General features: G+C 65.3%; 18 protein-coding genes. 15 read left to right on the top strand and 3 right to left on the bottom strand.

The genetic code is table 11. The annotated features are described in order from the left end of the window. The first annotated feature begins 137 nt into the window (after positions 1-137). Both E5206_RS13980 and E5206_RS13985 read left to right on the top strand, forming a co-directional pair. Positions 138-1,337: an IS110 family transposase gene (locus E5206_RS13980; RefSeq protein WP_136322486.1), complete on the top strand. Its 1,200-nt coding sequence runs from the start codon at positions 138-140 to the stop codon at positions 1,335-1,337. A gap of 303 nt (positions 1,338-1,640) precedes the next feature. Beyond that, complete coding sequence (locus E5206_RS13985; protein ID WP_136323017.1) at positions 1,641-2,168, top strand: DUF427 domain-containing protein; 528 nt, start codon at positions 1,641-1,643, stop codon at positions 2,166-2,168. A 417-nt stretch (positions 2,169-2,585) separates the two neighbouring features. Here E5206_RS13985 and E5206_RS13990 read toward each other — a convergent pair whose 3' ends face one another. Further along, on the bottom strand, positions 2,586-3,848 hold the full coding sequence (locus tag E5206_RS13990) for an HIRAN domain-containing protein (protein ID WP_240689741.1): 1,263 nt from the start codon (positions 3,846-3,848) through the stop codon (positions 2,586-2,588). A 1,094-nt stretch (positions 3,849-4,942) separates the two neighbouring features. On the opposite strand from E5206_RS13990, the gene E5206_RS13995 reads away from it, so the two are divergent. The 11 genes from E5206_RS13995 (at position 4,943) to E5206_RS14045 (ending at position 19,193) form a co-directional block, all read left to right on the top strand. Continuing rightward, the gene (locus E5206_RS13995; RefSeq protein ID WP_136323019.1) at positions 4,943-6,388 is read left to right on the top strand and encodes a UDP-glucose/GDP-mannose dehydrogenase family protein; all 1,446 of its coding nucleotides are present in this window, start codon (positions 4,943-4,945) and stop codon (positions 6,386-6,388) included. Positions 6,389-6,559: 171 nt separating this feature from the next. Then, a complete protein-coding gene (locus tag E5206_RS14000) occupies positions 6,560-7,237 on the top strand; it encodes a response regulator transcription factor (protein WP_136323020.1) in 678 nt (225 codons plus the stop codon). After that, the gene (locus tag E5206_RS14005) at positions 7,234-8,799 is read left to right on the top strand and encodes a HAMP domain-containing sensor histidine kinase (RefSeq protein ID WP_136323021.1); all 1,566 of its coding nucleotides are present in this window, start codon (positions 7,234-7,236) and stop codon (positions 8,797-8,799) included. Before E5206_RS14000 ends, E5206_RS14005 begins: the two co-directional genes overlap by 4 nt. Positions 8,800-9,003: 204 nt before the next feature. Then, a complete protein-coding gene (locus E5206_RS14010) occupies positions 9,004-10,164 on the top strand; it encodes a glycosyltransferase (RefSeq protein WP_240689743.1) in 1,161 nt (386 codons plus the stop codon). Further along, a complete protein-coding gene (locus tag E5206_RS14015) occupies positions 10,151-11,371 on the top strand; it encodes a glycosyltransferase family 4 protein (protein WP_136323023.1) in 1,221 nt (406 codons plus the stop codon). Before E5206_RS14010 ends, E5206_RS14015 begins: the two co-directional genes overlap by 14 nt. Further along, positions 11,371-12,543, top strand: a complete 1,173-nt coding sequence (locus tag E5206_RS14020; RefSeq protein ID WP_136323024.1) for a glycosyltransferase family 4 protein — start codon at positions 11,371-11,373, stop codon at positions 12,541-12,543. The genes E5206_RS14015 and E5206_RS14020 overlap by 1 nt, the downstream gene beginning before the upstream one ends. Next, a complete protein-coding gene (locus E5206_RS14025) occupies positions 12,540-14,468 on the top strand; it encodes an ABC transporter ATP-binding protein (RefSeq protein WP_240689745.1) in 1,929 nt (642 codons plus the stop codon). The genes E5206_RS14020 and E5206_RS14025 overlap by 4 nt, the downstream gene beginning before the upstream one ends. An 11-nt stretch (positions 14,469-14,479) precedes the next feature. Next, on the top strand, positions 14,480-15,724 hold the full coding sequence (locus E5206_RS14030) for an aminoglycoside phosphotransferase family protein (protein WP_136323025.1): 1,245 nt from the start codon (positions 14,480-14,482) through the stop codon (positions 15,722-15,724). 254 nt (positions 15,725-15,978) lie between these two features. After that, positions 15,979-16,830: a phosphotransferase gene (locus E5206_RS14035; RefSeq protein ID WP_240689747.1), complete on the top strand. Its 852-nt coding sequence runs from the start codon at positions 15,979-15,981 to the stop codon at positions 16,828-16,830. Further along, a complete protein-coding gene (locus tag E5206_RS14040) occupies positions 16,827-17,960 on the top strand; it encodes a phosphotransferase (protein WP_136323027.1) in 1,134 nt (377 codons plus the stop codon). The genes E5206_RS14035 and E5206_RS14040 overlap by 4 nt, the downstream gene beginning before the upstream one ends. Positions 17,961-18,431: 471 nt before the next feature. After that, entirely contained in the window at positions 18,432-19,193 is a 762-nt protein-coding gene (locus E5206_RS14045) for an alkaline phosphatase family protein (protein ID WP_168709348.1), read from the top strand. An 89-nt stretch (positions 19,194-19,282) separates the two neighbouring features. On the opposite strand, the gene E5206_RS14050 is transcribed toward E5206_RS14045, so the two are convergent. Then, entirely contained in the window at positions 19,283-19,729 is a 447-nt protein-coding gene (locus E5206_RS14050) for a hypothetical protein (protein ID WP_205759932.1), read from the bottom strand. A gap of 358 nt (positions 19,730-20,087) precedes the next feature. On the opposite strand from E5206_RS14050, the gene E5206_RS14055 reads away from it, so the two are divergent. Further along, positions 20,088-20,525 carry a DUF1003 domain-containing protein gene (locus E5206_RS14055; RefSeq protein ID WP_136323029.1) on the top strand — a complete coding sequence of 146 codons (438 nt, stop codon included), beginning with the start codon at positions 20,088-20,090 and terminating at the stop codon, positions 20,523-20,525. 272 nt (positions 20,526-20,797) lie between these two features. Then, positions 20,798-21,712 (top strand): DMT family transporter, encoded by a 915-nt coding sequence (locus tag E5206_RS14060; protein ID WP_136323030.1) that lies wholly within the window; start codon positions 20,798-20,800, stop codon positions 21,710-21,712. Positions 21,713-21,978: 266 nt separating this feature from the next. Here the strand turns inward: E5206_RS14060 and E5206_RS14065 are convergent, their stop codons facing one another. Further along, complete coding sequence (locus tag E5206_RS14065; RefSeq protein ID WP_136323031.1) at positions 21,979-23,790, bottom strand: FAD-dependent oxidoreductase; 1,812 nt, start codon at positions 23,788-23,790, stop codon at positions 21,979-21,981. Between the last annotated feature and the right edge of the window lie 6 nt (positions 23,791-23,796).

The raw sequence follows: 23,796 nt of genomic DNA on the forward strand, positions 1-23,796 counted from the left end.
TGTCGCCGGGTTCGGAGACACTTGCTGACCGCTGATAGGGACACGGCCGGGCGATAGCGTCCAGGTCTCTTTGTAACGTGGGTGCCGGCATCGGGTGTCGTGACTGCGGCCATATGGTGGTGCAAAGGAGCGCCGGTATGGAACAGGAATTCGACATCTTCTGCGGGCTCGATGTCGGCAAGAGCGAACATCATGCAACCGCGCTCAACGCCGCCGGGGAGCGGGTTTTCGACAAACCGCTGCCGCAGGACGAAGCACGGCTCCGGATGCTGTTTACCGCACTCCAGGAGCACGGACAGGTCCTGGTGGTGGTCGACCAGCCCAACACCATCGGGGCGCTGCCGGTTGCTGTGGCCCGGGATTGTGGTTGCGAGGTGGCTTATCTGCCGGGACTGGCCATGCGCAAAGCGGCAGACCTCTACCCGGGAAAGTCCAAGACCGATGCCCGTGACGCCTTCATCATCGCGGCCACGGCGCGCGCCATGCCGCACACTCTGCGCGCGGTCGACCGTGACAGCGAGGTCCTCTCGGCGCTGAAGGTGCTCTCCGGATTTGATGAGGATCTGACCCACGAATGCACCCGTGCGATCAACCGGCTCCGGTCCCTGCTGCTGCAGATCTTCCCGGCCCTGGAACGGGCCTTTCCCGGCACCGTCCTTACCCGTTCCCTGGTCCTGGAAATGCTGATCAGATACGCGGGCCCGACCGGTCTTCGTGCCGCGGGACGGTCGAATGTGCTGCGCTGGGTCCGCAACCACAGCCGCAAAGACCCGGCCGCGCTCATCGACGCCGTGTTCGCCGCCCTGGGCGAGCAGACGGTAACCGTCGCCGGGACCGAGGCGGTGGAGCTGGTCATCCCGCGCGTCGCCGCCCAGATCAAGGAACTCAAACGCCAACGGACCATCGTGGCCGAAGAAGTCGAAAAGCTCCTGGACGACTTCCCTCTTTCCCGGGTCTTGATGTCCATGCCGGGAGTTGGCATCAAGACCGCCGCCACGATACTCCTGACCATCGGCGACGGGAGCAGCTTCCGCACCTCCGGCCACCTCGCCGCCTACGCGGGCATCGCACCGGTCACTCGACGGTCCGGAACGTCCATCCGTGGCGAATTCCCTGCCCGCTCCGGCAACAAGGAACTCAAGAACGCACTCTTCCGATCCGCCTGGATCGCCTCCTGCCACGACCCCGTTTCCAAGGCCTACTACGACCGGAAACGCGCCGAAGGGAAGAAACACAACGCCGCCGTCATTTGTCTGGCACGCCGCCGCTGCGACGTCATCCATGCCATGCTCCGCAACGGCACACTCTACGAGGAAAAAGCTCCCCAAACGGCTTGACCAAAAGCATAGGGACACCCCCCCTGACGCCCGACTCAGCCGAGTCTCTCGATGCAGCCGAAGACATTGTCGACCTCCCTGTGGAGAGTGAGCCCGAAATGTTCCGCCACGACCTCGCCAAAATTACAACAGGAAGCCCCAAGGCCGGCGGCTAAAGTCCGGACCGGCTGGCGCCGTCCCCGGCGGCGGCACCGGCTAGACGCGCCGAAGAACGCCGGCCGGGTTCGATACCGCCCCAAGTGCCAACCGAGACCTCCCCGGCGTTCACGGTGGCATCCCAGCGGAACATGGGAGCATGGGGACATGACTCCTGCTCACGGTTTTTCCGGCTTCTTCCGGCGTCCCCAGCCCATCAAACCCCAGGCCGGTCAAGAATCGGTGTGGGACTACCCGCGGCCACCAAGGGTCGAGCCTCGATCCGACCGGGTCACCGTCCGGCTTGGCGGGCAGCTGATTGCCGACACCACCGATGCAGTGCGCGTCCTGGAGACGAGTCATCCCCCTGTCTACTACTTGCCATTGGACGCATTCCCTGCCGGTGTGCTCGTCCCGGTCGAGGGCACCAGCTTCTGCGAGTTCAAGGGAGAAGCGCACTACTTCGACGTCGTTGCCGGCGGAGTCGTAGCTGCCCGTGCCGGGTGGACCTACCCGGAACCCACCCGGGGTTTCGAGGCGCTCAGTACCCGAGTGGCCCTATACCCGGATCACATGGACTCCTGTGAGGTCAACGGCGAGCAAGTGACCTTCCAGGATGGTGACTTCTACGGCGGTTGGATCACCACGCAGATCGTTGGCCCGTTCAAGGGCGGCCCGGGTACGAACGGGTGGTGACGGCCCCGACCAACGAAACTCAAACCACGGACGCCGTCGAGAACTACGTGAAGCAGTTCAGAGGCTGGTAATTCCCGGTGATCATGTAGTAGACCACCGCCGACGCCATGAAGAAGGAACAAGCCCCGAAGAGTCGCGATAACCCAAGAGCACGGGCCACCCGGCCACACAAAGGCCACAAACTAAAAGGGCCCATTCCCGGACAACAAAGAGCTTGGCGATCGACGCGCGACTGGAACTCAGTCAGCCAGCACCACTGGCCGAAGGTCCGTGTCCGGTCCATGGCCGGGAACCACTGCGGTTCCGAAGCCATACCAGTCGCCTCAGGGTCGGGGATCCCATTCCCAAAAATCAATCCCTCGAGATTCTCATTCCCCACCGGCCACTTCTGTTGATCGGATCGGTCCGGGGTGTCTCCTATGTAGCGTAAGCCGGCGGGACCTCATATCCCGTGGCCCTTGGAAGGAGCTTTGGAGCTGGGTGTGGGCCGTCGGATAGCCAGTCGTCGCTGATCTCGGTGGCCTTGGCGGCGTGCAGAACGAGCTGGGCAGCGAGGGCTGAGCCGGTGATTTTTGCGTAAGCGAGGGCCGTTTCTCCGATAGTCTCGGTGTGCTCGAGAAGCGGCAACAGATGCGCCGAGGTGACGTTGCTAAGCTCACCGACGCGTTCACCTTCAAGTCGGACCTCGACAAATGGACGCTCGGCACCGTTCTTAAGTGTGCGGATCGCCTTGTGCAGACTGACGATCAGGAGACCGACCCCTTCCGGTGGCACGTAGTTGAAAAGAATGTCGAAATGGTCCTCCTCCTTGAGGACTTGAATCGCCGATCCCCACGGTACAAGAGTGGTGACGCCCGTCGGGGCTTCATTGAGCGGCGTGATCAGCTCCGGCTCGGGCAGGGCGACGGTGACTCGGGCTTGGAGCTGATCGCCGCCGTCGTACGCCCAGATGCGAGCCGTCGTAACCGCCGTGAGCCCGCTCGCAATAATTCTCTTGAGAGGTTGAGCGTAACGGATCGCGTCTTCTCCACTGAGATAGCCAAGGACCTGATTCCGCCAACGAACGCTGATGGCATTCGTGTCATACGGGTTATCCGGCTCGGAGACCAGTTCCACCTGAACGCCTTCGACTTCGCTGTCGCTCCGTGCAACGATCGGCGCCTCACTGCCGCGCAGCGCGGCTTTGATCACCTGGCTGTACGCGTGCTCGCCCACGACTTCGACGTTCGGCCATTCCAACCGGCCGAGCGACACGCGATACAGCCCCTGGCTTGAGGAAACGGGGCGAGTGACCGGCGAAATTGGTGCCTGAGCCTCAGAGGCGACCCGCTTTGGGGCGGCGTGATTCGCCGGGGCCTCAATCTGGACATCAGGAACCGCGATTCCTTGCACGCCGCTGACTGGACTCACCGCCCCGGTCGCGTCCTCCCACGCCTGCCGGTCACGGCGCCGCTTCCGAAAAAAGAACATCAGCCCGACGATCCCCGCGGCCAGCAGAAACCCAGTAGGTGAGGATACCGTCACAATCAGCACCAGCACCAGCACCCCGAACATGATCCACTGGGCAAACGTCCCAGCCTTCTCTAGGCTCGGCACGCCGCGGCCGCCGGCGTTCAGCTTAGCCGGGCTCTGACCCACATGCTCCAGGACGCGCGCCGCCTGTCCCAAGGTCAGGTGCATCAGACTCGGGCGCTTGCCCGTTCGGCGTGCGACAGCCGCACGAACGAAGTTACGCTGGAACTTCGACGCCGCGACCGTCCCATCGGTAGCGAGGAACTCCCGCCATGTCTCGTCGCTGATGGTCTGATGCGCAAGCTGCGGGCGAGTCGGTTGGGACGCCCGGGTAGCAGGCCTCTGTGTCGACCGGCGGCCAGAGCCGGTGGCCACATACGAGGCGCCCGTTCCAGGGATCCTCACTGTGCTCGTCGTGCGGCCTGTCGTGGACTTCGTAACCCGGAACGGGCCTGCCCCAATGCTCGTACTCACCCCGCGCTTCGACGCCGTGATCCTTACAGGCCCGAAACTCTTCGACTTGCGGTAACGGAACCCCAACTCACACCCCCAAAATAAGCAATCACGAGGAAGCACTCGTCCCCCATAAGGGAGATTCTAAGCCTCAAGGATTCGCGAATGGGAACCCGGTGGGGGATCACCAGGAACGTGCCGTCGTCGGCCGGGCGCCTCCAGCTGCTGGCCAAGCCAGCGCCGGCCACCTCGGCCTTGTGGGCGGGATCACCTGTGTACTGATGGATCGCGTTGTGCCACACTTAGCGGACCGGCTGCCGAGGCTGTGATGGCGGGAGAAACCCAGTGCCAGCCACTCGATGGGACAGTCTCCGGTCGGCCGTTAGCTTTGTGAGGTACTGTGCGCCGCTACCATCTCGAACCAAATAAGCAGTTCTTCCTTTCCCGCGCCCGAGGGTGCAGGAAGGAGTGCACTAGGTGCCTCTCGGGCCCGGACAGCGGGCTGCGGACTCTGAAGTGCACGCCGCTCCGCCCGCAAACGGCCTGGGCCAACACTGCGTTGGCCGACAACCCTGAACCTTGGCACCCCAGCCGACACCACTCACGCACCGCCCAATCTCCGCCGCGGTTTAGCTGCGCAGGGGCCAACGACGATGTCACGTTCACCGTCACGCCGCCTTCCAAACGGACCGCCGTCGCGGGATCGTGGGAGGGCTGCGGGACGCAACGCCGGTGCAGGCCCTATGCCAGGTCCCGCCGCTCACTGGGAAGCGGCCTCCAGCATCCCGCAGTTGCTAAGGAGAATTCCCATGAGATCTACCGCCATCACGCAGCCAGCCGGTGCCGCTGAGGCTCTCAGGCAACCGGGCTCCCTCACCATCTCCGTCATCGGAACCGGATACCTGGGCGCCACCCATGCCGTTTGCATGACTCTCCTTGGCCATAACGTCATGGGAATCGACGTCGATGAGACCAAGATTGAGGCCCTATCGAGGGGCCAGCTGCCGTTTTTCGAACCCGGATTGGCAGAACTCCTCGGGCAGGCACTTCAAACAGGGCGGCTGCGGTTCACCACCGATTTCTCAGCCGCCGAGGACGCCAACATTCATTTCATCTGCGTTGGAACTCCTCAATCGACCGACTCGGACGCTGCGGATCTTCGCTTCCTCCACGCCGCTGTCCGTCGTCTGGCCGGCCATCTGCACCACAGGTGCCTTGTGGTGGGCAAGTCCACGGTTCCCGTCGGCACGGCCAGCCGGCTGGCATCCCTTGTCGGCGGTTTATCCCCAGGGGGCCGGGCTGTGGAACTTGCGTGGAACCCCGAGTTCCTGCGTGAAGGACATGCCGTCGAAGACACGCTCCAGCCCAACCGTCTCGTTTTCGGCGTGGCCAGCGACTGGGCAAGGGCGCAGCTAAACGCCGTCTACGCCACCCTGATCGAGGCTGGCACCCCCGTGGTCACGACGGACCTGCCCACCGCGGAACTGGTCAAGTCAGCCGCGAATTCGTTCCTTGCAACGAAAATCTCCTTCATCAATGCCATGGCGGAAATCTGCGAAGCCACCGGCGGGGACGTGAACCTGCTGGCTGAGGCACTCTCCTACGACAGCAGGATCGGTGGTCAGTTCCTCAAACCAGGGCTCGGTTTCGGCGGTGGTTGCTTGCCCAAGGACATCCGGGCTTTCGCTTACCGTGCCCGCGAACTCGGGGTCGGTCAGGCAGTTAGCTTCCTGCGCGAGGTCGATGACATCAACCGGCGGCGCAGGCAGCGGACGGTGGACCTCGTCTCCGACCTCGCCTATGGCAATCTGGCCGACGTCAAGGTCACTGTCCTTGGCGCCGCGTTCAAACCGGACTCCGACGACATCCGGGACGCCCCTGCCCTGGATGTCGCGCGCATACTCCACCAAGCCGGGGCGCAGGTGACGGTATACGACCCCCGGGCCATGGACAACGCTCGGAGGAAATACCCGGAGTTGACCTACGCGGCTAGCACCGAAGCGGCGGTATCGGGCGCAGAGGTCCTCGCGCTCCTGACCGAATGGGAGGTCTTTAAACGCGCCGATCCCGTCGAGCTGGGCCGGCTTGTCTCACGGCGCAACATCGTGGACGGCCGGCATGCCCTCGACGCCGATGCCTACCGCTCGGCCGGCTGGGACTACCGTGCTTTAGGGATCCCGTCTGCCCTGAACTCCCTCACCCTCCTGCCTGCCCAAGCTCCAGTCCCACACCATGACACCGCTCACCGGCGCTAGGTCCCTTAGGAAGCAGCCTGGACGCCAGCGACCAATGATGCCGCTGAGCCACATCCTTTCCTCCCAAGTAGGAGACGCCACAGTTTGGACCAGCCCTGAAGTACCGGAAATAGTGCCAGGAGCACGCAGTGCACCTGGAGGTACCGAACTTGGCATTACCTTGAGGTCAACGTGATCCGCATACTCGTCGCAGAAGACGAAGAACGCATCTCCCGGTTCATTGAGAAGGGCCTGCGGGGCGCCGGATTCGTCCCCACGGTGGTCGCTGATGGTGTCACAGCCGTGGACTACGCGTCCAGCGGCCAGTTCGATCTACTGCTGCTGGACGTCGGGCTCCCCCGCCTTGATGGGTTTGCCGTGCTGACCGTGCTGCGCAAAGGCGGTTTGGACATTCCAGTTATCATCCTCACCGCCCGGGGTTCCGCCGCAGACACCGTAGCGGGCCTAGAGGGCGGCGCAGACGACTACATAGCCAAGCCATTTCGCTTCGAGGAACTTGTGGCTCGCATCAGGCGCCGCGTTCGCGCCGGGGAAAACTACCATCCAACCGAGCACATTATCCGCCACGGCATCCTGGAACTGAACCTGCACACCCATGAGGTGAGTATCGGGGACAAGGCGATTGAACTCTCGGCCCGCGAGTTCGCGTTGGTCGAAATGTTCCTGCTTCATCCGGGGCAGATTCTGAGCCGGGAACAAATCCTCAGTCACGTGTGGGGCTATGACTTTGACGGGAAGTCCAATGTGGTGGACGTTTACGTCCGCCAGCTTCGGCAAAAGATTGGCGCGGACCGCATCGTCACCATGCGCGGCGCGGGATACCGGCTTGCCAGGGAAGGTAACTCGTGAAATCCGTGCTGCAGCGGCTATTTGGAAACGGCCGCACCGTGCCCGTGATGGCGGCCGTTGCCACGACGGCAGGCGGAGCTCCCCCGTCCGCGGACTTAGACCCGTCCGGCTGGAGCGCGAAGTTCCATTCGGTGCGTTTCCGGGTGGTGGCCGCCATGCTGGGCATGATGCTCGCAGGGCTGGTGAGTGCGGGACTGATCGCCTTCATTGTCCAGTTCCAGGACTCCGACGCCCGGGTTGACCAGGCCATCCTGGACAAGGGAAATTCACTGGTCAAGCTGGTAGAGACCAACAGCGGTGACAGCAGCGATTCCTACAGCAACAAGCTCCGCGACTCCGCCGAGGACATCGCACCGCGCAGCAACGAAGTCATGGCCGCAATCGTGGACGGGCGCATTGAGTGGATCAAAGAGGGGAACCCTGATGAGCCTCTCCTGGACCAAGCGCTGCAACCGGCCGTCACCCGGCTCCCTAAGCCCTCGGCCGCAGCCTTCGGCGAGTTCAGCGCCGGCGGCCGTCCGCTCAGGACCGTCGTCCTGCCGGTGAAGGATGCGACGGCTCAAAGCACAGGGACGTATCTGTTGTTGGGCCGGGACGCCTCCGACCAAAGAGACCACAATCTCGCCTCCGTCCAGACGTACTCCCTGGTAGCGGCCGGCACGCTGCTCGCCGCGGCCCTGATCGGCGGGCTGGTAGCCGGGCGCCTGCTGGATCCGCTCCGCCGCTTGCGCGAAGCCACCCGGGTGGTCAGCCATGAGGATCTCACCCAGCGGGTGGAAGTGCGCGACGGCGAGGACGACGTGACGCTGCTGACGAAGACCTTCAACACCATGCTGGAAAGACTCGATGAGGGCGCCCGGCAGCAGCAACAGTTCCTAGACGACGCCGGCCACGAGCTGCGAACCCCCCTCACGATTCTCCGGGGGCACCTGGAACTGGTGTCCGTCGACGACCCCGCCGATGTGATCGCCACGAGGGAGGTGCTGCTCGAAGAGCTGGACCGGATGCAGCGTCTCGTGGATGACCTGCTGGTGCTCGCCAATGCCGGCCACCGCGACTTCATAAGGAAAGCGCCCATCCGGATCCCCGAATTCCTCCAACAGGTAATGGAGAAAATCCATGTCCTCGCGGACCGTCACTGGCAGATCGATGAAAGCGCCGACTACGTGGTGGAGGCCGACCCCCAGCGCCTCACCCAGGCTCTCGTCCAGCTGGCCGCCAACGCCGTCAAGTACACCGGGGGCTCCTCCACGATCGCTCTGGGCGGCAGGATCGAAGGTCCGACGGCGCCGGACGGCACCCCGCTGGCCGGTTCAGACACGCTCGTGCTGTGGGTGCGCGACACGGGTGCCGGCATCGAGGTGAAGGACCAGCAGCGGATCTTTGAGCGTTTCGGCCGGGTCCGCCCGGGCCGAGGCGAGGAAGGATCCGGCCTCGGACTTGCCATCGTCGCAGCTATCGCCGAAGCCCACGGTGGCACGGCCAGCGTGGAATCAGCCTATGGCCAGGGATCACGCTTCATGATCCGGGTACCGCTGCAGACCGTGGGCCTCAAGCTCTGAACCGACGGCAGCCCGAGCGCTGTACATGAGAAGTCCTTAATCTTCCCCTCATCCCTTCCTCACGCTTGCGGGGCAGGCTGGTTCTTGACATCAACCACCGCTGGGAGGGAATACCCCCTGAGTTGCGGGCCGTGTGTTTGGAGGACCGAAATGGATCCGATGCGAATAGTGCTTTACTCACATGATTCAGTCGGTCTGGGGCATGTGCGCCGGAATTTGGCGCTGGCGCATGCGCTGAACAATCAACTTCCGGGGCTGACCGGACGTCCCGTCACCGGCATCCTCATCACCGGCACCGCGCATGCGCCCGCGTTCCAGGCGCCGGACGGCTGGGACTGGGTACTGCTGCCCGGTGTGGGGAAAAGCCCGGAAGGCTATCTGCCGCGAAACCTCGCGATGCCCATGCACGAACTCGTGTCGATGCGGGCACTGCTGCTCAAAGCCGTCTTGGCCGGGTTCCGCCCGCACCTGGTGATAGTGGACCGCCACGCGACCGGGGTGCACCGCGAACTTGAATCCGCTCTGCGGCATGCCCGCTCGGGCGCCCCGGTGCGGGTGGTGCTGGGGCTCCGGGAAGTCCTGGACTCCCCCGACGTAGCCTTCAGTGAATGGGCCCGTTTTGGCGGACCGCGGCTGGTCAAGGCCTTATTCGATGAGATCTGGATCTACGGCGATCCCGCCGTCCACGATCCCGTGGCGGCCGGCGAAATTCCATTCTCCCTTCGGACGCTTATCCGCTACACCGGTTATCTTGCCGAGGGACGGCCCCCCGGCTCCGGAACCAGTTGCATGCCCGGCTCCTATTGCCTAACGACAGTCGGCGGCGGCTCAGACGGCCATGCCTTGGCAAGAGTGGCGGTCGCCGCCCACGTGCCGGAGGGCCTGGGACACCTGATCGTGGCGGGGCCCGAGATGCCCGGCGAGCAGCTCAACGAATTGCGGCAGCTGGCCGGGCCCGGCGTCAAGGTTGTCGCCACGGTGGATGACCTTATTTATCATCTCCGCAACGCGGCGGCCGTCGTTTCGATGGGCGGCTACAACACGGTGTGCGAGATTATGAGCACGAACGTGCCCGCCCTGATCGTGCCCCGCACCCAGGCTCGGGCTGAGCAGCGCATCCGGGCCACGTCGCTAGCCAACGCCGGCTATTTGGAACAGCAGGACATCGGGACGCTGACCCCCGACATCTTCGGCGGCTGGCTCGCGGCGCGGGTCGGCACCACGGTGGATCGCCGTCGCGCGGTCCTCGACGGGCTGATCCGTGTTCCCCAACTGGCGGCCCAGTTGCTCCAGCCGCTGTTCCGTCCGAATGCCAGCGATCCGGCACTCAGTCCGAAAGAAGGCGCCGCCCGTGTCGCCGTCTGAGCCGGGGACTGCCTACGTCCTCAAGATGTACCCGCGGTTCTCCGAGACCTTCATCGTGTCCGAGATCCTGGCCCGGGAAGCGGCAGGGGACAGGATCGAGATCTTCTCCCTGCTGCCGCCCAACGACCCCCGGTTCCACTCCGAACTCGCAAGGGTCCAGGCGCCGGTGACCTACATTGACCGGCCGCTGAAGACGTCCGACCTCTGGGAGTGCTTTCATGCGGCCGGAGCGGCCGGGCTCACGGGCGCGCTGGGCAGGAATTTCGCCGAACTCTCCGCAGCCGCGCCGGACGACGCCGTCCGTGCCATCAACCTGGCCGTTGCCCTGCAGCACCGGAATATCCGGCACATGCACGTCCACTTCGCATCGGGAGCCACGAGTGTCGCCCGGCTGGCTTCGGCCATCACGGGTATCCCCTACTCTTTCACCGCTCACGCCGTCGACATCTTCCATGACTCGGTCAACAGCGAGGACCTCCGGATCAAGCTCGAACAAGCCCACCACGCCGTGACGATCAGTCACTTCAACCTGCGCTACCTGCGCAGGCGCTTCCCGGCCGCGACGGCCCGGCTCCATTTGGTGCGCAACGGCCTGGACCTGGACCGCTTCCCGTACCGGGATCCACGCCCGCTCGGCACCGCGGTGCGGATCGCCGCCGTCGGGCGCCTGGTGGAAAAGAAGGGATTCCAGCATCTGCTGCCCGCAGCCGCCGAACTCCTGGATGCGGGCTTCCGCCTGGACCTGCGCATCGCCGGAACCGGTGTGCTGGCCGAAGAGCTTGAGGCGACCATCGAACGCCTCGGCCTCGGCGACCACGTCCGGCTGATCGGAGCCCAGACCCAGGACCAGGTCCATGAGCTGCTCGATGCGTCCGACATCTTCATCGCGCCCTGTGTCGTCGCGGCGGACGGCAACGCGGACGGCATGCCCACGGTCCTCCTGGAAGCAATGGCCGCCGGAGTTCCCTGCATAAGCACGGCCGTCACCGGGATCCCGGAAGTGGTCCGTAATGGTTCAACCGGGATCCTGGCGCAGCCGGCAAACCCGCACTTCCTGGCCCGCGCAATCCAGAAGATGAGCTCCCCCGGCACCGACCGGGTCGCAATGACCCGCAACGCACGCGCACTGATCGAGCAGGACTTCGACGTCCGACGCCAAGCCGAACTCCTTCGATCCCTCGCCCTCGCGGAAAGGAGGGTCGCCTGATGCACGTGGCCTACATTTGCGCGGACCCCGGGGTGCCCGTCTTCGGCACCAAGGGCTCATCCGTGCATGTCCAGGAAATCGTCCGGGCCTGGCGCGTGGCAGGTGCCAATGTCACGGTCTACTGCTCCCGGCTGGGAACCGACCGCCCCGACGACCTTGACGACCTCGACGTCGTCGAAGTCCAGCCGGACAGCGTCCCCGGGCCGGCCCGTGAGCAGGCACTTGAGGACGCCGCACTCGCCCTCGTTGACCAGGTCCTGCGCCAAGGCTGCGGTCTGGTGTACGAACGCTATTCGCTGTTCAGCCCGGCACTCTCGGTGCTGGCCCGCGTCCTGGACATCCCCTCGGTACTGGAAGTCAACGCCCCGCTGATCGAGGAACAACAGAAGTATCGCGAACTGCTGGACGTCAGGAAGGCCGAAACGGTCCTTCGGCGCAATGCCGGGACCGCCGACGTCGTGGCCTGTGTTTCGGAGCCGGTGGTCCGCTGGGTGCACGCCCGGGTACCCAGGGCCCGGACGCTCTTGGCGCCGAACGGCGTCAACACCGAACGCATCACGGCGCGCCGCCACGGCCGGAAAAACCCCGACCACCTCACCGTGGCCTTTGTCGGAACGTTGAAGCCCTGGCACGGGGTGCCGGACCTGCTGCAGGCCGTCGCGTTGGCGAATTCCACCGCCCCCGGTCCGAGCCGTCGGTGGGCGGTACGGATCATCGGCGACGGCCCGGGCCGGATGGAACTGGAACAGCTCGCCGGCTCGCTGCGGGTTGAGACGGAGTTCATCGGTGCCGTGCGGCCGGCGGACGTGCCGGCCCTGCTGCACGAGTGCGACGCCGCCGCGGCGCCCTATCCCGCGGAAGAAGAGGGACGGGACGACTATTTTTCGCCGCTGAAAGTCTACGAGTACATGGCCGCCGCGATGCCGATCATCGCGAGCTCCGTGGGCCAGATTCCCTCCATCTTGGAAGACCGACGCACGGGCATTTTGGTCCCACCCTCGGAGCCCGCGGCTCTCGCTGCGGCACTTACCCGCGTGGCTGGCGATCCTGCCCTGCGCGAAGATCTCGGCAGCCGGGCCCGCGAAGAGGCCGAAAAACGCTTCAGTTGGAACGGGGTCCTCTCCCGCATCACGGCGGCGCTCCCAGTCCCGCGGCAGGCGGCCTGGCCATGACCGCGCCCAGGCACGTACCCGCCCGAACCCCGAAGGGACTCTGGCGGGGGATGCGCCGCGGCCAGGCTGACAAACCAGTCTCCGGGCTCCGCCGGACCCTGAGGTGCGTCGGCCCGCATCTGCGCGAGCACCGGTTGCGGATGGTCATCGGATTCGCGGCTCTTGCCGCCGACGTCCTGTTCCGCCTGCTGGAGCCATGGCCCGTGAAACTGGTGATCGATGCCGTGACACGCTCCCTTGGCGCGACCCTGCGAAGGCCGGGACCCGCACTGGAAGCCAGTCTGCAGACGCTGCTGCTCTGCGGCGCCGCGATCGTGGTCATCAGCATCCTGCGCGCCATCGCCAACTACTGGTCCGCTATCTCCTTCGCCCTCGTCGGTTCCCGGGTCGCGGCCGACCTCCGTGCCCGCACGTTCCGCCACGTCCAGGGCCTGTCCATGCGGCACCACACGCGGGCGTCCTCCGGAGACACCGTCCAGCGGCTCGTCAGTGACGTCTCACGCCTGCAGGACGTCGCCGTTACCGCCGGTCTTCCGATGCTGGGCAACGCTGTCACGCTCGTGGCCATGACCGTCATCATGCTGTGGCTTGATCCGATGCTGGCGCTCGTTGTCTTCCTGGCGGCCGGCATTTTCGCCCTCCTGTCGCGTCGGAGTTCGGGCTCGATTACGAAGGCAGCGGGTAAATCCCGCAAGGGTGAGGGAGCCTTGGCGACCACGGCCGCCCAGACCCTCGGGGCCATGCGCGAAGTGCAGGCCTACGGGCTCGAGGACACCATCAGCTCCAGCTTCCGGAAGAGCAACGCAGCCACGCTCGGGACCGGCGTCGCCGCACTCCGGCTGGCCGCCGGCCTTGAACGGCGCACCGATGTGCTGATCGGCTTCGCCACGGCCATCGTCCTGGCGGGTGGAGGCTGGCGCGTACTGGATCACTCGATTACCCCCGGGGACCTGGTCGTTTTCCTCACCTACCTGAAAACCGGCATGAAGCCGCTGAAGGATCTGGCCAAGCAAACGAGCCGGATCGCGCAGGCCACGGCTTCCGGCGAACGCGTGGCCGACCTACTCGAGGCCGAAACGGATCTGCCCGAGCTTCCTAACGCCCGCCCCCTGGAAAGCCGCCACCCGGACGTCGTGTTCGAAGACGTCTCCGCTGGCCACGGCGAGGGCACCACGGTGTTGCACGCGATCAACCTGACGATTCCGGCCGGGGAACGCCTGGCCATCATCGGCCCCTCCGGTGCCGGAAAATCAACCTTGGCCAGCCTGATCCTGCGCATGATCGACCCCGCCACCGGCACGGTCCGGGTGGGAGGCGAGGACCTGAAGGACCTCCAGATCGCGTCGGTGCGCTCCCACGTCTCCATCCTGCTCCAGGACTCCGTCCTTTTCGGAAACACCGTGCGGGAGAACATCAGGTTCGGTCGCCTGGATGCCTCCGATGAAGAGATCGAACACGCCGCGGCACTGGCCCAGGCGGACGACTTTATCCGTGCCCTTCCGGATGGCTACGACACGGTTTTGGGCGAAGCGGCCAAAGATCTCTCGGGCGGGCAGCGGCAGCGGATCGCGATCGCCCGTGCCATCCTCCGGCAGGCGCCGATCGTCATCCTGGACGAGGCGACCGCGGGATTGGACCCGGCGTCCCGGGAATCGATCCTGGATGCCCTGGAGATCCTGACCCGGGGGCGGACCTCGATCACGATCACCCACGATGCTTTCGCCGCCCGCCTCTGCGACCGGGTCATCTGGCTCGAGGACGGTCGCATCCTCGAAGAGGGCCGTCCGCTGGAGCTGCTGCAGGACCCCGACAGCCGGTTCAGCAGGTGGTTGGGAGATCCGCCCACCATCCGCGCAGCAGAGGACGAAGCGGTGGAGGAGGACGAACAGCGAGTAGTGCTCCGCGATGTTGAGGTGCCCACTTGAATGCCGTGAGCATGCCTTTGCGCGAGGCCGACTTCTCGCTCGCCTGCCGGGACGACCGGCTGCCCTGCCTTGCCGTGGTACTCGACGACGACCTGCTCTCCGAAGTCCTGGGGGAACCGGTCCGCATTAACCGGGTCCGGTACAAGCCGGGCACATCTGCCCTCGTTGCCTTCCGCCGCACCCTTGACGGCAAGGAAGAGTATGGCTGGGCCCTCACGACGCGTGGCAACGTCAAGCTGGACGGACGTGCCCAGAAGTCGGAGCGGCGTGGCGGGGGACTACGCCTCCTGCCTGCTGCCCCGGCCCACACCGATGCCGTGATCGCCGTCGGTGGAATCGAGGATGACTGGGCACTGTGTAACAACCTCCGCTGGCTCGCCGACGTGGGATTGGAACAGCTCGGCGCCGTGCCGCGCCCCGGGCCCGGACTCCTTAGCAGCGGCGCCACGGTGCTGCGCTACAAGCCCGAGCGGCGCGTGGTCCTGCTGGAGCAACATCAGGATGCGCCGCTCGTGATCAAGACCGCGGCCCATCCGGCTGAGAACGCGGACCGTCTCCACCAGCGTTTGCGGCGCCATGGAGTTCCCGTACTTCCCATGCTCGGCGGTGCTGATTGCCGGGACCACGGCACCAGCGCGAGCCCCCTGTGGGGCGACCGGGATCTAGCGGCCAGCGACGACCCTGAGAGTGTACGCCGGGCAGGCGAAGCCCTCGCCCGGCTTCATAGCATTCCGGCGGCGGAAGACGGCGGCCTCGCCGCTGGGTCCGGGACCCTCGTGGAGCGCCAACTGGCGGTGACCTGCGCCATGGTTACGGCGCTCGTCCCCGCGCTGGAACTGCGTGCCGCCAGAGTGGCGGCCCGGATCCGCCACAGTCTCGAAGGCGCCGACGACGGCGGGCCCGCCGTCGTCGTCCATGGGGACTTCTCCGCTGATCAGGTGCTGGTCAGCGGGTCCGAGGTCCGGCTCATCGACTTCGACCGTGCCCGCACGGGAATTCCGGAGGCCGATCTCGGCTCATTCGCCGCCGTTGAGGAAATGGGCTGCTGGCGAGGGAACACCACGAGCCTGTCGCGCTTGGCACCCCTGCTGGAGGGTTACGTCCTTGCAGGTGGCCGGTTTGTGCCCGGAGAGACGGATGCCTGGGCAGCGCTCCGGCTGTTCGCCGGCAGCGTGGACCCGTTCCGGGACCGGTGCCCTGAATGGGCGGCCGACATGTCCAGGCACATCGACAGAGCCTGGGAGCTGGTCCCATGAGCTGGCTTCCGCCGCTCCCGAAGTGCGCGGTGGACGATTCCGGGCGAACTTGGCAGGTCCGCCGGGCATGGCCCGACAGGACCCCGGGGGACTACAAACTGGAGGTCACGGCAACCGGAGAGACCGGCGTTAGGGCAGCCCACCTCCGGTCCGGGCACTTTGAGGTGGTGCCACGAGACGACCCCGGACTGCCGTCCCTCATAGCCGAAGCGCGGCATGGGGAAATCATTGCCCACCGGCCCCACACACGCGCTGTGGTACGCGCAGAGGGGTGCTACATCAAGATCTTCCGCGCCGGCGAGGCTACCGTGCCCGCCGAACGTTGCGCACAAACCGAGCTCTTGTTGGGCGCCGGCCCCTTCAGAGCGCCCAGGGTCATGCGGAGCTCCGCGGATGTCATCGTTTTCAGTTCCATCTTCGGACGGACCCTGGGCGAGCTGGGGAAGGACCTCGTGACCGTCAGCGATGCAGCTTTTGCCCTGCTGTGGGAGAACTGGTCGCTGGCCTGGACCACCCAGGTAGGCGCCCATTACGACACCGCCCGGCTCAGTGCCTTGGCCGCCCTGCCGGTCCACTCGCCGGACGTCGAAGTAGCGGATCTGTCGCGGTGGGTGAACCGGTGGTTGCGCCACTATGGGGATCTCCCCGAAGCGTCGTCGCAACGCGATGCCTTATGCGCCAGGGCGGAAGACGTGGCACGGGACCTGCTCCGGTCGGCACCGGATCCGCTGGTGTGGGCCCACGGTGACCTCCACGACAAGCAACTCATCGCCATCGACGGCGCGTCCGCCCTCGGACTGCTCGATTTCGACGACACTGCCCGGGCCGAGGCCGCCCTCGATCTGGCCAATCTGGATGTCCACCTGGAGTTTCTGGTACGCCAACAACGCCTTGCGCCGGCACGCTATCTCACGGCCCACCGGCAGGTAATAGCCGCCGCTGACCGGCTGCAGGTCAGTCCGGACAGGTTCCGTGCGTATTCCGATGCCGCCTGGCTGCGTCTGGCCTGTTCTCCGCTGCCGGGCCGCTTGTCCCTGGCCCTCGCCGCGCTCGACGAACGCGCCTCGCATCCGCCGGTCCGCCGCGCCCAGGAGCTGATGACATGAGCTGGCACCCGCCCGTCCCGCTCTCCATCCCGGACGCGGACGGAGCGCAATGGCTGGTCCGGCGGGCGTGGCCCGAGCCCACGGCAGGGGACTACATCATGGAGCTTGCGGCGCCCGGACGGGCGGGCGTCCGGGCCGCGCATTTCCGGGCCGGAGCGCTGGAGCTGCTGCCTCAGGGCGGCGACCGGCGCCTGCCCGCCCTGGCCCCAGTGGAACCGCTGGGCGAGGTGGTGGTGCACCGGGCCCACAAGCGGGCCGTGGTGAGGGCCGGCGACCGCTATTTCAAGATCTTCCGGCCCCGGCAGTCCGACGAAGCCGCGGACCGGCACATCCGGACGACCGCGTTTCTGGCTGCCGGGGACTTCCTTAGCCCTGAAGTCGTTTCCTACACCCAGGGCTGCCTCCTGATCACCGCCCTCCCCGGCCGCTCGCTGTTCGAGCTGGGAAACGACCCCGCGGTCAGCGACGCCGGGTTCGAAGGAATCTGGCAAAAATGGTCCCACGCTTGGGTCCGTCAGCAGTCCCTGGCCGGCGCTGCCGGGTACCGTTCGTCACTGGCGGCGCTGGCACCCCGCACGGCCGCCGTCGAACTCGAAAATCTGCAACGCATGGTGGACCGGTGGTTGCTGCATGCCCAGGACGTACCGGGCGCCCGGACCCAGCGGGACGGGGTGGCTGCGGCCGCAGGGCGGATCGCGGAGCAGCTGCTCCGGACCAGCCCTGATCCGCTGGTCTGGTCCCACGGGGACCTTCATGACAAGCAGGTTTTCGCCACCGCGCCCGATGCTCCCCTGGGGCTGCTGGACTTCGACGAGGCCGGGCTGGCGGAAGCCGCCGCCGACCTCGCAAACCTCGCCGTCCACCTGCGCCTGCGCCTGCGCCAAGGGCGCCTGACACCCGAGCGATACCGGAGCGCCCGCCACCAGGTCATCGCCGCCGCCGAGGAACTGCGGGTCACCCCGGCCCGCTTCGACGCCTACGCCGCTGCGGCCCGCCTCCGGCTCGGCTGCCTCTATTCCTTCCGGCCCCAGTGGGCCGCCCTGGCAGAGGATCTCCTCCATCAAGCAGCAGGCGGTCAAGCGCCGTCATTCGCCGCCGGCGGACCAGCCGCCGGCGCTGCACGAGGTTGACAGGCTGACCGCCTCCGGCGTCACCACCCCCGTCGATGGATGGCTTGAGCTCCGCGGCGCCGTGCCTCTGCAAAAACCTGCTCGATCGTCACGGCGCCTTTTGGCCATCCGCGCCCGGCCCGCCAGAAATCTCTTCGGTCCCGCTCTGCCGCTCAGGGTGGCCGCGTTGTAGAATGACGTCAATACTCTCCGACGCCGCGAGAGCCAATGACAGGTAGCAGAGCGGGGAATATGCGGCTAGCACCGGTGATGGGCAGGAAGAGAAGATCCCTGGTCCTCGCTTGTGGGTCCCTCGCTTTGGGGCTGTTCACGGCGGGATGCACAACACCACCGCCGGCGGTTGCTCCGGTTCCGTCCCGTTCGGCTCCGGCTCCCGTTACAAGTCCCTCTGAGCCGGCCGCGGGTTCGTCATCGGGCGGTCCCGCTGCCGGTGTCCGGACTCCGCGCGGGCTGGATCACATCGTCATCATAGTGGAGGAAAACAAGCCTTCACAGCTCATCATCGACAATAGCGATGCGCCGTACATCAACACACTGGCCGCCGATAACGCGCTGGCCGTCAACTATCAGGCAGTGACGCACCCGAGCCTGCCCAATTACCTGGCTCTGACCAGCGGCACCAACGCCGGCATCACCGATGACTGCAGCCCCGGTGGCAATTGCACGGCAAATGTGCCGAATATCGTAGAGCGGATCGGCGAATCAGGCCGAAGCTGGAAAATGTACGCCGAGGACATGCCCGCCCCCTGTACGGCGAAAAATTCAGGCAAGTACGCGGTAAAGCACAATCCGTTCATGTACTACCCCGGTGTCACCGGCGATAAAGCCTCGTGCGCGGCACATGTCGTTGCCTTGACACAACTGGGCGAGGACCTGAAGGGTGCGTCTAGCCTCCCAGATTATGCGTTCATCAGCCCTAATATGTGCAACGACATGCACGACTGCCCAGTGACTACTGGGGACGAGTGGCTGTCGCGACAGGTTTCCGCAATTCTGGCATCGCCGGCCTTCACAACCCAGAACTCCCTGCTGGTGGTCACCTGGGACGAAGGTGACGACAGCAGCAACAAAGTGCCAACGATTTTCGCCGGGCCCGCAGCGAAAAAGGGGTTCAGATCCGATGCAGCATTCAGCCACTATTCTGTGCTGCACACGGTAGAAAGCCAGTGGGGCCTCGCGCCGCTGACGGACAACGACAAGAAGGCGCCCGTCATGAGCGACATGCTTAAATGACGGGCGAGCCGCCAGGACTATACCCTCACCATGGATTCAACGTAGCTGGGGCGGCGGTCAACTCCCCCACATCAAACATCCTGCAACGGTCAGCGGCAACGTTGAAATCCGCCACTAGCCAGTACCTGCACCCGTCTTGGTGGCCCCAATGTAGTACTGATTCTGCCCATCCGGCTTCCAAGCCTTGTTAATGCGGCAGTTGGCGGTTTGGAGAGCGGATCCACGTCCGCGCCACAGTCAGCGCGGTAGCTTCGCCAAAGCGCGTTCCGGTCATGACCAGGAAATTGGTGAAGGCCTTGTACCGCTCCCCCATGCCCTCCACAATCAAGCTGCACGCCGCGGCAGGGATTGCGCGATATGTATCCGAGCATCTCTGCAGTATTCATGCCGGCCGAAATCAGGCCGTGGACGTTGTGGATGGTCTTCGGCGCTTTACCCTTGGCCATCATGGACCTGACCCGATGCGCGATCACGCGGTAGTCGAGCTTGTTCACGGGGACGTGACCGATGACGGAACGGATATGCAGCTCGAGCATGGTCTGGCAGGTCCTGGTGGTTCCGCTTGACGGTCGGTTTGTACACACTCGACCGTCCAACAGGAGGTTGACCTGCGGCCCCGAATAAGCACAGCACTAGCGAGCATGACCGACGGTCCGGCCGTCCACGAAGTGAGCACGCACCGCCAATGACGCAGCGGAGCCCGCCACCGCGGCCAGCGCCCATAACTCACATTGCGAACTCGGCCCCCTTAAGCCGCCGACATGATCGGCATCACTCCACGAGCCCTCGCTAAGTCAAGGAGTCAACAAGACCGCGGCGTTCCCATCCGCTCCGGATCAGTTTCCACTGGCAAGCAGAGGGTGGACGGTAGTCTTCCCCCGGCCACCCTGAGTCATGACCGACCACCAAAAGACCTGGCACGAGGGGCACAAAGCCACCCTCACAAGAGGCCAGCGCGCCGCCGACATCATGCGAAACGGAATGGGAAGCTGGCCATTCGTGGGCGGCTTCGTCGCTTTCATGCTCATCTGGGCCGCCATAAACACCTGGGCCCTGGCCACCAATTCCTGGGATCCTTACCCCTACATCCTTCTAAACCTCCTGCTCTCGATGCTGGCCGGACTCCAAGGCGCCATCCTGCTGATCGCCGCCAAGAGGCAGGATGCCATCGCCGCCGCCATGGCCCAACACGACTACGACACCAACGTAAAGGCGAAGGAAGAGATTGAGCTGCTTATGGCAATCAACAGCCAGCAGCTGGAGATTCTGCACGAGCTGAAAGAACTGGCGACCATTGAACGCCATGGCGTCATCGATCCTGCAGGCGTCTGACCTGCACCCGTTGTCCTGATGAGTCCAAGGCGGAAACGGTGCTGGTCCTCCTAGGAACCAGGCTCCTTGTCCGGGGCCAGACCCCAGCTCTAAGCAGAAGCACCTGCCCGCTGTGGATGAATACCGTTCCGGGCCATCTTCTGGGCCAGGGGATCCTGTGCACCCCCGGCCAGCTCGAGAAACTCTGGAAAGGCTTCGGATCTTCGGGCGCGTTCGCAGGAAGGTGCTGAGGCGGTGCAGTGAGCGCTGCCAGCCACCTTTAGGGTCGAATCATGATCCAGACTATCGCAGGGCCGGCCTTGTCTTCCTATCACTGGCTTGGCATCCCGATCGCCGTCGCCGGAGCGATCCTGCTGGCCCTCGGCACCCTCTTCCAACACAAAGCCGTAGACGAGCAGAGACCCGCACCAGGGCGCGCCGCCGGGAGCATGGGCGGGGGCCGGTTACAGGCCCTCCTGGGCAAACCAGCCTGGCTCGTCGGCACAGCCATGCTGGGAGCGGCAATACTACTGCAGCTCACAAGTCTGAGATTCTCACCCCTGATCGTCGTACAGCCCATCGGCGCGGTCGCCCTTGTGGTCACGACCCTGGCCACCGCCAGAATGACCCGACGGTCCCCGGGCCGCCGCGCGCTCACATCCGTGGCCCTGTGCATTGCCGGTGTAGGGGTGTTCGTTGCAGTCGCTGCAGTTTCCGCGCGGGACGTTGAAATCAATGACCGGCACCTCATCACTATTCTGATACTGCTCGGCGCCGTCCTCGCTGCGCTCGGCACGGGTTTCGGTCTCTGGCGCCACCGCTGGGGCGCCGTCGTGTTCACCGCCGGAGCCGGGATCCTCTTCGGGTTCGTCGCGGCCCTGGCCAAAACCGTGATTGCCCGACTCTTCCAAGGGGACTTCGAATGGCTATCCCTGACCTGTCTTGCAGGGCTAATCATCGCCGCCCTGTTCGGGACATTCCTGGTCCAAAACGCCCACACCCGAGGGACATCCGAACTCGTCGTCGCGGGCCTGACAGTAATCGATCCGCTTGTCGCCGTCACCCTAGGCATCGCCGTCCTCGGTGAGGCCGACACAGCCCCGGCAGAAGCATTCATCGCCTTCCTACTTGCCGGCGCAACAGCCGTCGCCGGAGTCCTCCTGCTGGCCACGGTCAAAAAGTCACCGGCCAGCGTTACGGCCGAATAGCCGAGGCGCTGCATCCGTATCCCCGCCGGCTCTACCCCGGCCGTCCAGCCGGGCACTTCTGCCTACACGTCATGCCTTGGTCCGGGCTTCTACCGAAGGCTTCGGTGCGACCAGCAGCCATCTGGCCCCGCCGCTCCCCCGAAAACCTCCGCAATCGAGCCCAGTCCGGCACCAATACCACCCGATCCGATGCCCAGGGTGTGTGGCTGCAACCTCGAACACTCACTGCAGGCTTGGGATCCTCGACAGATCAGGGCCGACCTCTGCTAATTCAAACTCGGCCGCTTGACCGTCGCATCGTTGTTTCCGGCGCGTTCTTCCGGGGCTCTGGTGCCGTCATCTTCGTAGTGCGTGGCTCCGGCGAGGTCGCGGCCGGCAACGTAGCCGAAGGTCAGCGCCGGCCCAAGGTTGATGCCCCCGGCGGGGTAGTGCCCGCCCATGACGGAGGCCTGATCGTTGCCTGCAACGTACAAACCGCTGATGGGCTGGCCATCGTTGTTCAGGACCCGTGCCCGTGAATCGGCCGCGAGTCCGGCGAAGGTGCCGAAGGATCCCGGGACAATCCTGACGGCGTAGAACGGCCCCTTTTCCAGGGGACGCAGTGAGGGGTTCGGGGTGTTCTCGGGGTCCCCGCCGTAACGGTTGAATTCGCTGGCGCCGCGGTCGAAGTCGGGATCAATACCCTTGCGCGCGTTGCCGTTGAATTCAGCGACAGTCGCGGCGAGCCCTTTCGGATCAATCCCGCAGGCAGCCGCCAATTCCTCAAGGGTCTTGCCCTTCTTGAGGTATCCCGAGCGCAGGTAGGGGAAGAGCGGCACCGGCAGCGGCTTGGCCATCCCCAAGGGGAACTTACGGACGAACGCCGCGTCGGCGATCTGCCAGGCCTCCACCGCTTCCCCTTCTGGAGTGGCGTTTAGGAGGCCTTCGACGTAGTCGTAGTAACCGTTGGCCTCGTTGACGAACCGCCTGCCGTCCCGCCGCACTCCGATGCTGCCGGGCTTGGCCCGGTCCATGATGTGCGGGAAGGTTCCGGTACGTCCGTTGCGGTACGGCACCAGCGAGACCGGGCACCAGGCGGCCGGGGACTCCACGTCCGTCTCGAAGCGGGCGCCCACTTCCTGCGCCATGGTGATGCCGTCGCCCGTGGTTTCCTTCGGCGCAAGTGTCCAGTGCTCACGGCCCGTGGGCGTCTTGGGGAACAGCACCTTTCGGCGGGAGACATCGTTGGGGAAGCCGCCGGCGGCCAGGACGACGCCGCGGGAAGCGTTGATCTGCAGCTCGCCTTCCGGGGAACTTACGACGGCGCCCGTCACCTTCCCGGACCCGTCGGTCAGCAGGTGCTTGGCCGGGGTGGAGACGCGGATCTCCACGCCCAGGTCATCGGCGGACTTCAGCAGCCGGCCCGTGAGTGCGGTCCCGTTGACCAGCTGCATGTTGCGCCTGTGAGTAACCAAGTCCAGGATGTGGAAGCCCACCCGCCAGCCTGCGTGGAAGATGCCTTTGATGTTGCCTTGGGAGGCGGAGAGGAATTTGGTCAGGTCCGGGCCTGCCATGATGCCCATGCCGAGGAAAGAGGTCTCGTACAGCTGGTGGCGCATCTTGGCGCGGAGCTCAGGCTTGATTTTGCGTGCGTTGAACGGTTTGGGCCCCACGGATCGGTTCCCGGTGCCGGCGCCGGGCGTGCTGCCGTAGATGTCCTTGATCTTGGTTCCCGGTACAAACTGGAGGCTGGTTTTGTCCTGGAAGAAGCCCACCATATGAGGGACCGCCTCGAGGAATGCCTCCACCCTGTCTTCCTGGTAGTTCTTGCCGAGCCGGTGGCGAAGGTAGGTGCGGAACTGTTCGCGGTCCTCGTTGACGCCGGCGGCCCGGGCCAGCGGGTTGCCCGGGGTCCAGGCCCAGCCGCCGGACCAGGACGTGGCGCCGCCGCAGACATCGGCCTTTTCAACAACCACTACCTTCAGTCCGTGATAGGCGGCGGTCACGGCGGCAGACAGACCGCCCGCGCCGGAGCCGACTACCAGGACATCGCAGTCCAGACTCGGCCGTCCAACAGAGGATTTCAGAGGTGCAGTCATGTTCAG

Source organism: Arthrobacter sp. PAMC25564 (assembly GCF_004798705.1).
Lineage (GTDB): Bacteria > Actinomycetota > Actinomycetes > Actinomycetales > Micrococcaceae > Arthrobacter.

What these genes read in the sequence shown, in the direction of transcription:
- E5206_RS13980 (WP_136322486.1), top strand. Translation starts at nt 138, where the DNA reads ATGGAACAGGAATTCGACATCTTCTGCGGGCTCGATGTCGGCAAGAGC.
- E5206_RS13985 (WP_136323017.1), top strand. Translation starts at nt 1,641, where the DNA reads ATGACTCCTGCTCACGGTTTTTCCGGCTTCTTCCGGCGTCCCCAGCCC.
- E5206_RS13990 (WP_240689741.1), bottom strand. Translation starts at nt 3,848, where the DNA reads ATGCACCTGACCTTGGGACAGGCGGCGCGCGTCCTGGAGCATGTGGGT.
- E5206_RS13995 (WP_136323019.1), top strand. Translation starts at nt 4,943, where the DNA reads ATGAGATCTACCGCCATCACGCAGCCAGCCGGTGCCGCTGAGGCTCTC.
- E5206_RS14020 (WP_136323024.1), top strand. Translation starts at nt 11,371, where the DNA reads ATGCACGTGGCCTACATTTGCGCGGACCCCGGGGTGCCCGTCTTCGGC.
- E5206_RS14025 (WP_240689745.1), top strand. Translation starts at nt 12,540, where the DNA reads ATGACCGCGCCCAGGCACGTACCCGCCCGAACCCCGAAGGGACTCTGG.
- E5206_RS14030 (WP_136323025.1), top strand. Translation starts at nt 14,480, where the DNA reads ATGCCTTTGCGCGAGGCCGACTTCTCGCTCGCCTGCCGGGACGACCGG.
- E5206_RS14040 (WP_136323027.1), top strand. Translation starts at nt 16,827, where the DNA reads ATGAGCTGGCACCCGCCCGTCCCGCTCTCCATCCCGGACGCGGACGGA.
- E5206_RS14050 (WP_205759932.1), bottom strand. Translation starts at nt 19,729, where the DNA reads ATGCTCGAGCTGCATATCCGTTCCGTCATCGGTCACGTCCCCGTGAAC.
- E5206_RS14055 (WP_136323029.1), top strand. Translation starts at nt 20,088, where the DNA reads ATGACCGACCACCAAAAGACCTGGCACGAGGGGCACAAAGCCACCCTC.
- E5206_RS14060 (WP_136323030.1), top strand. Translation starts at nt 20,798, where the DNA reads ATGATCCAGACTATCGCAGGGCCGGCCTTGTCTTCCTATCACTGGCTT.
- E5206_RS14065 (WP_136323031.1), bottom strand. Translation starts at nt 23,790, where the DNA reads ATGACTGCACCTCTGAAATCCTCTGTTGGACGGCCGAGTCTGGACTGC.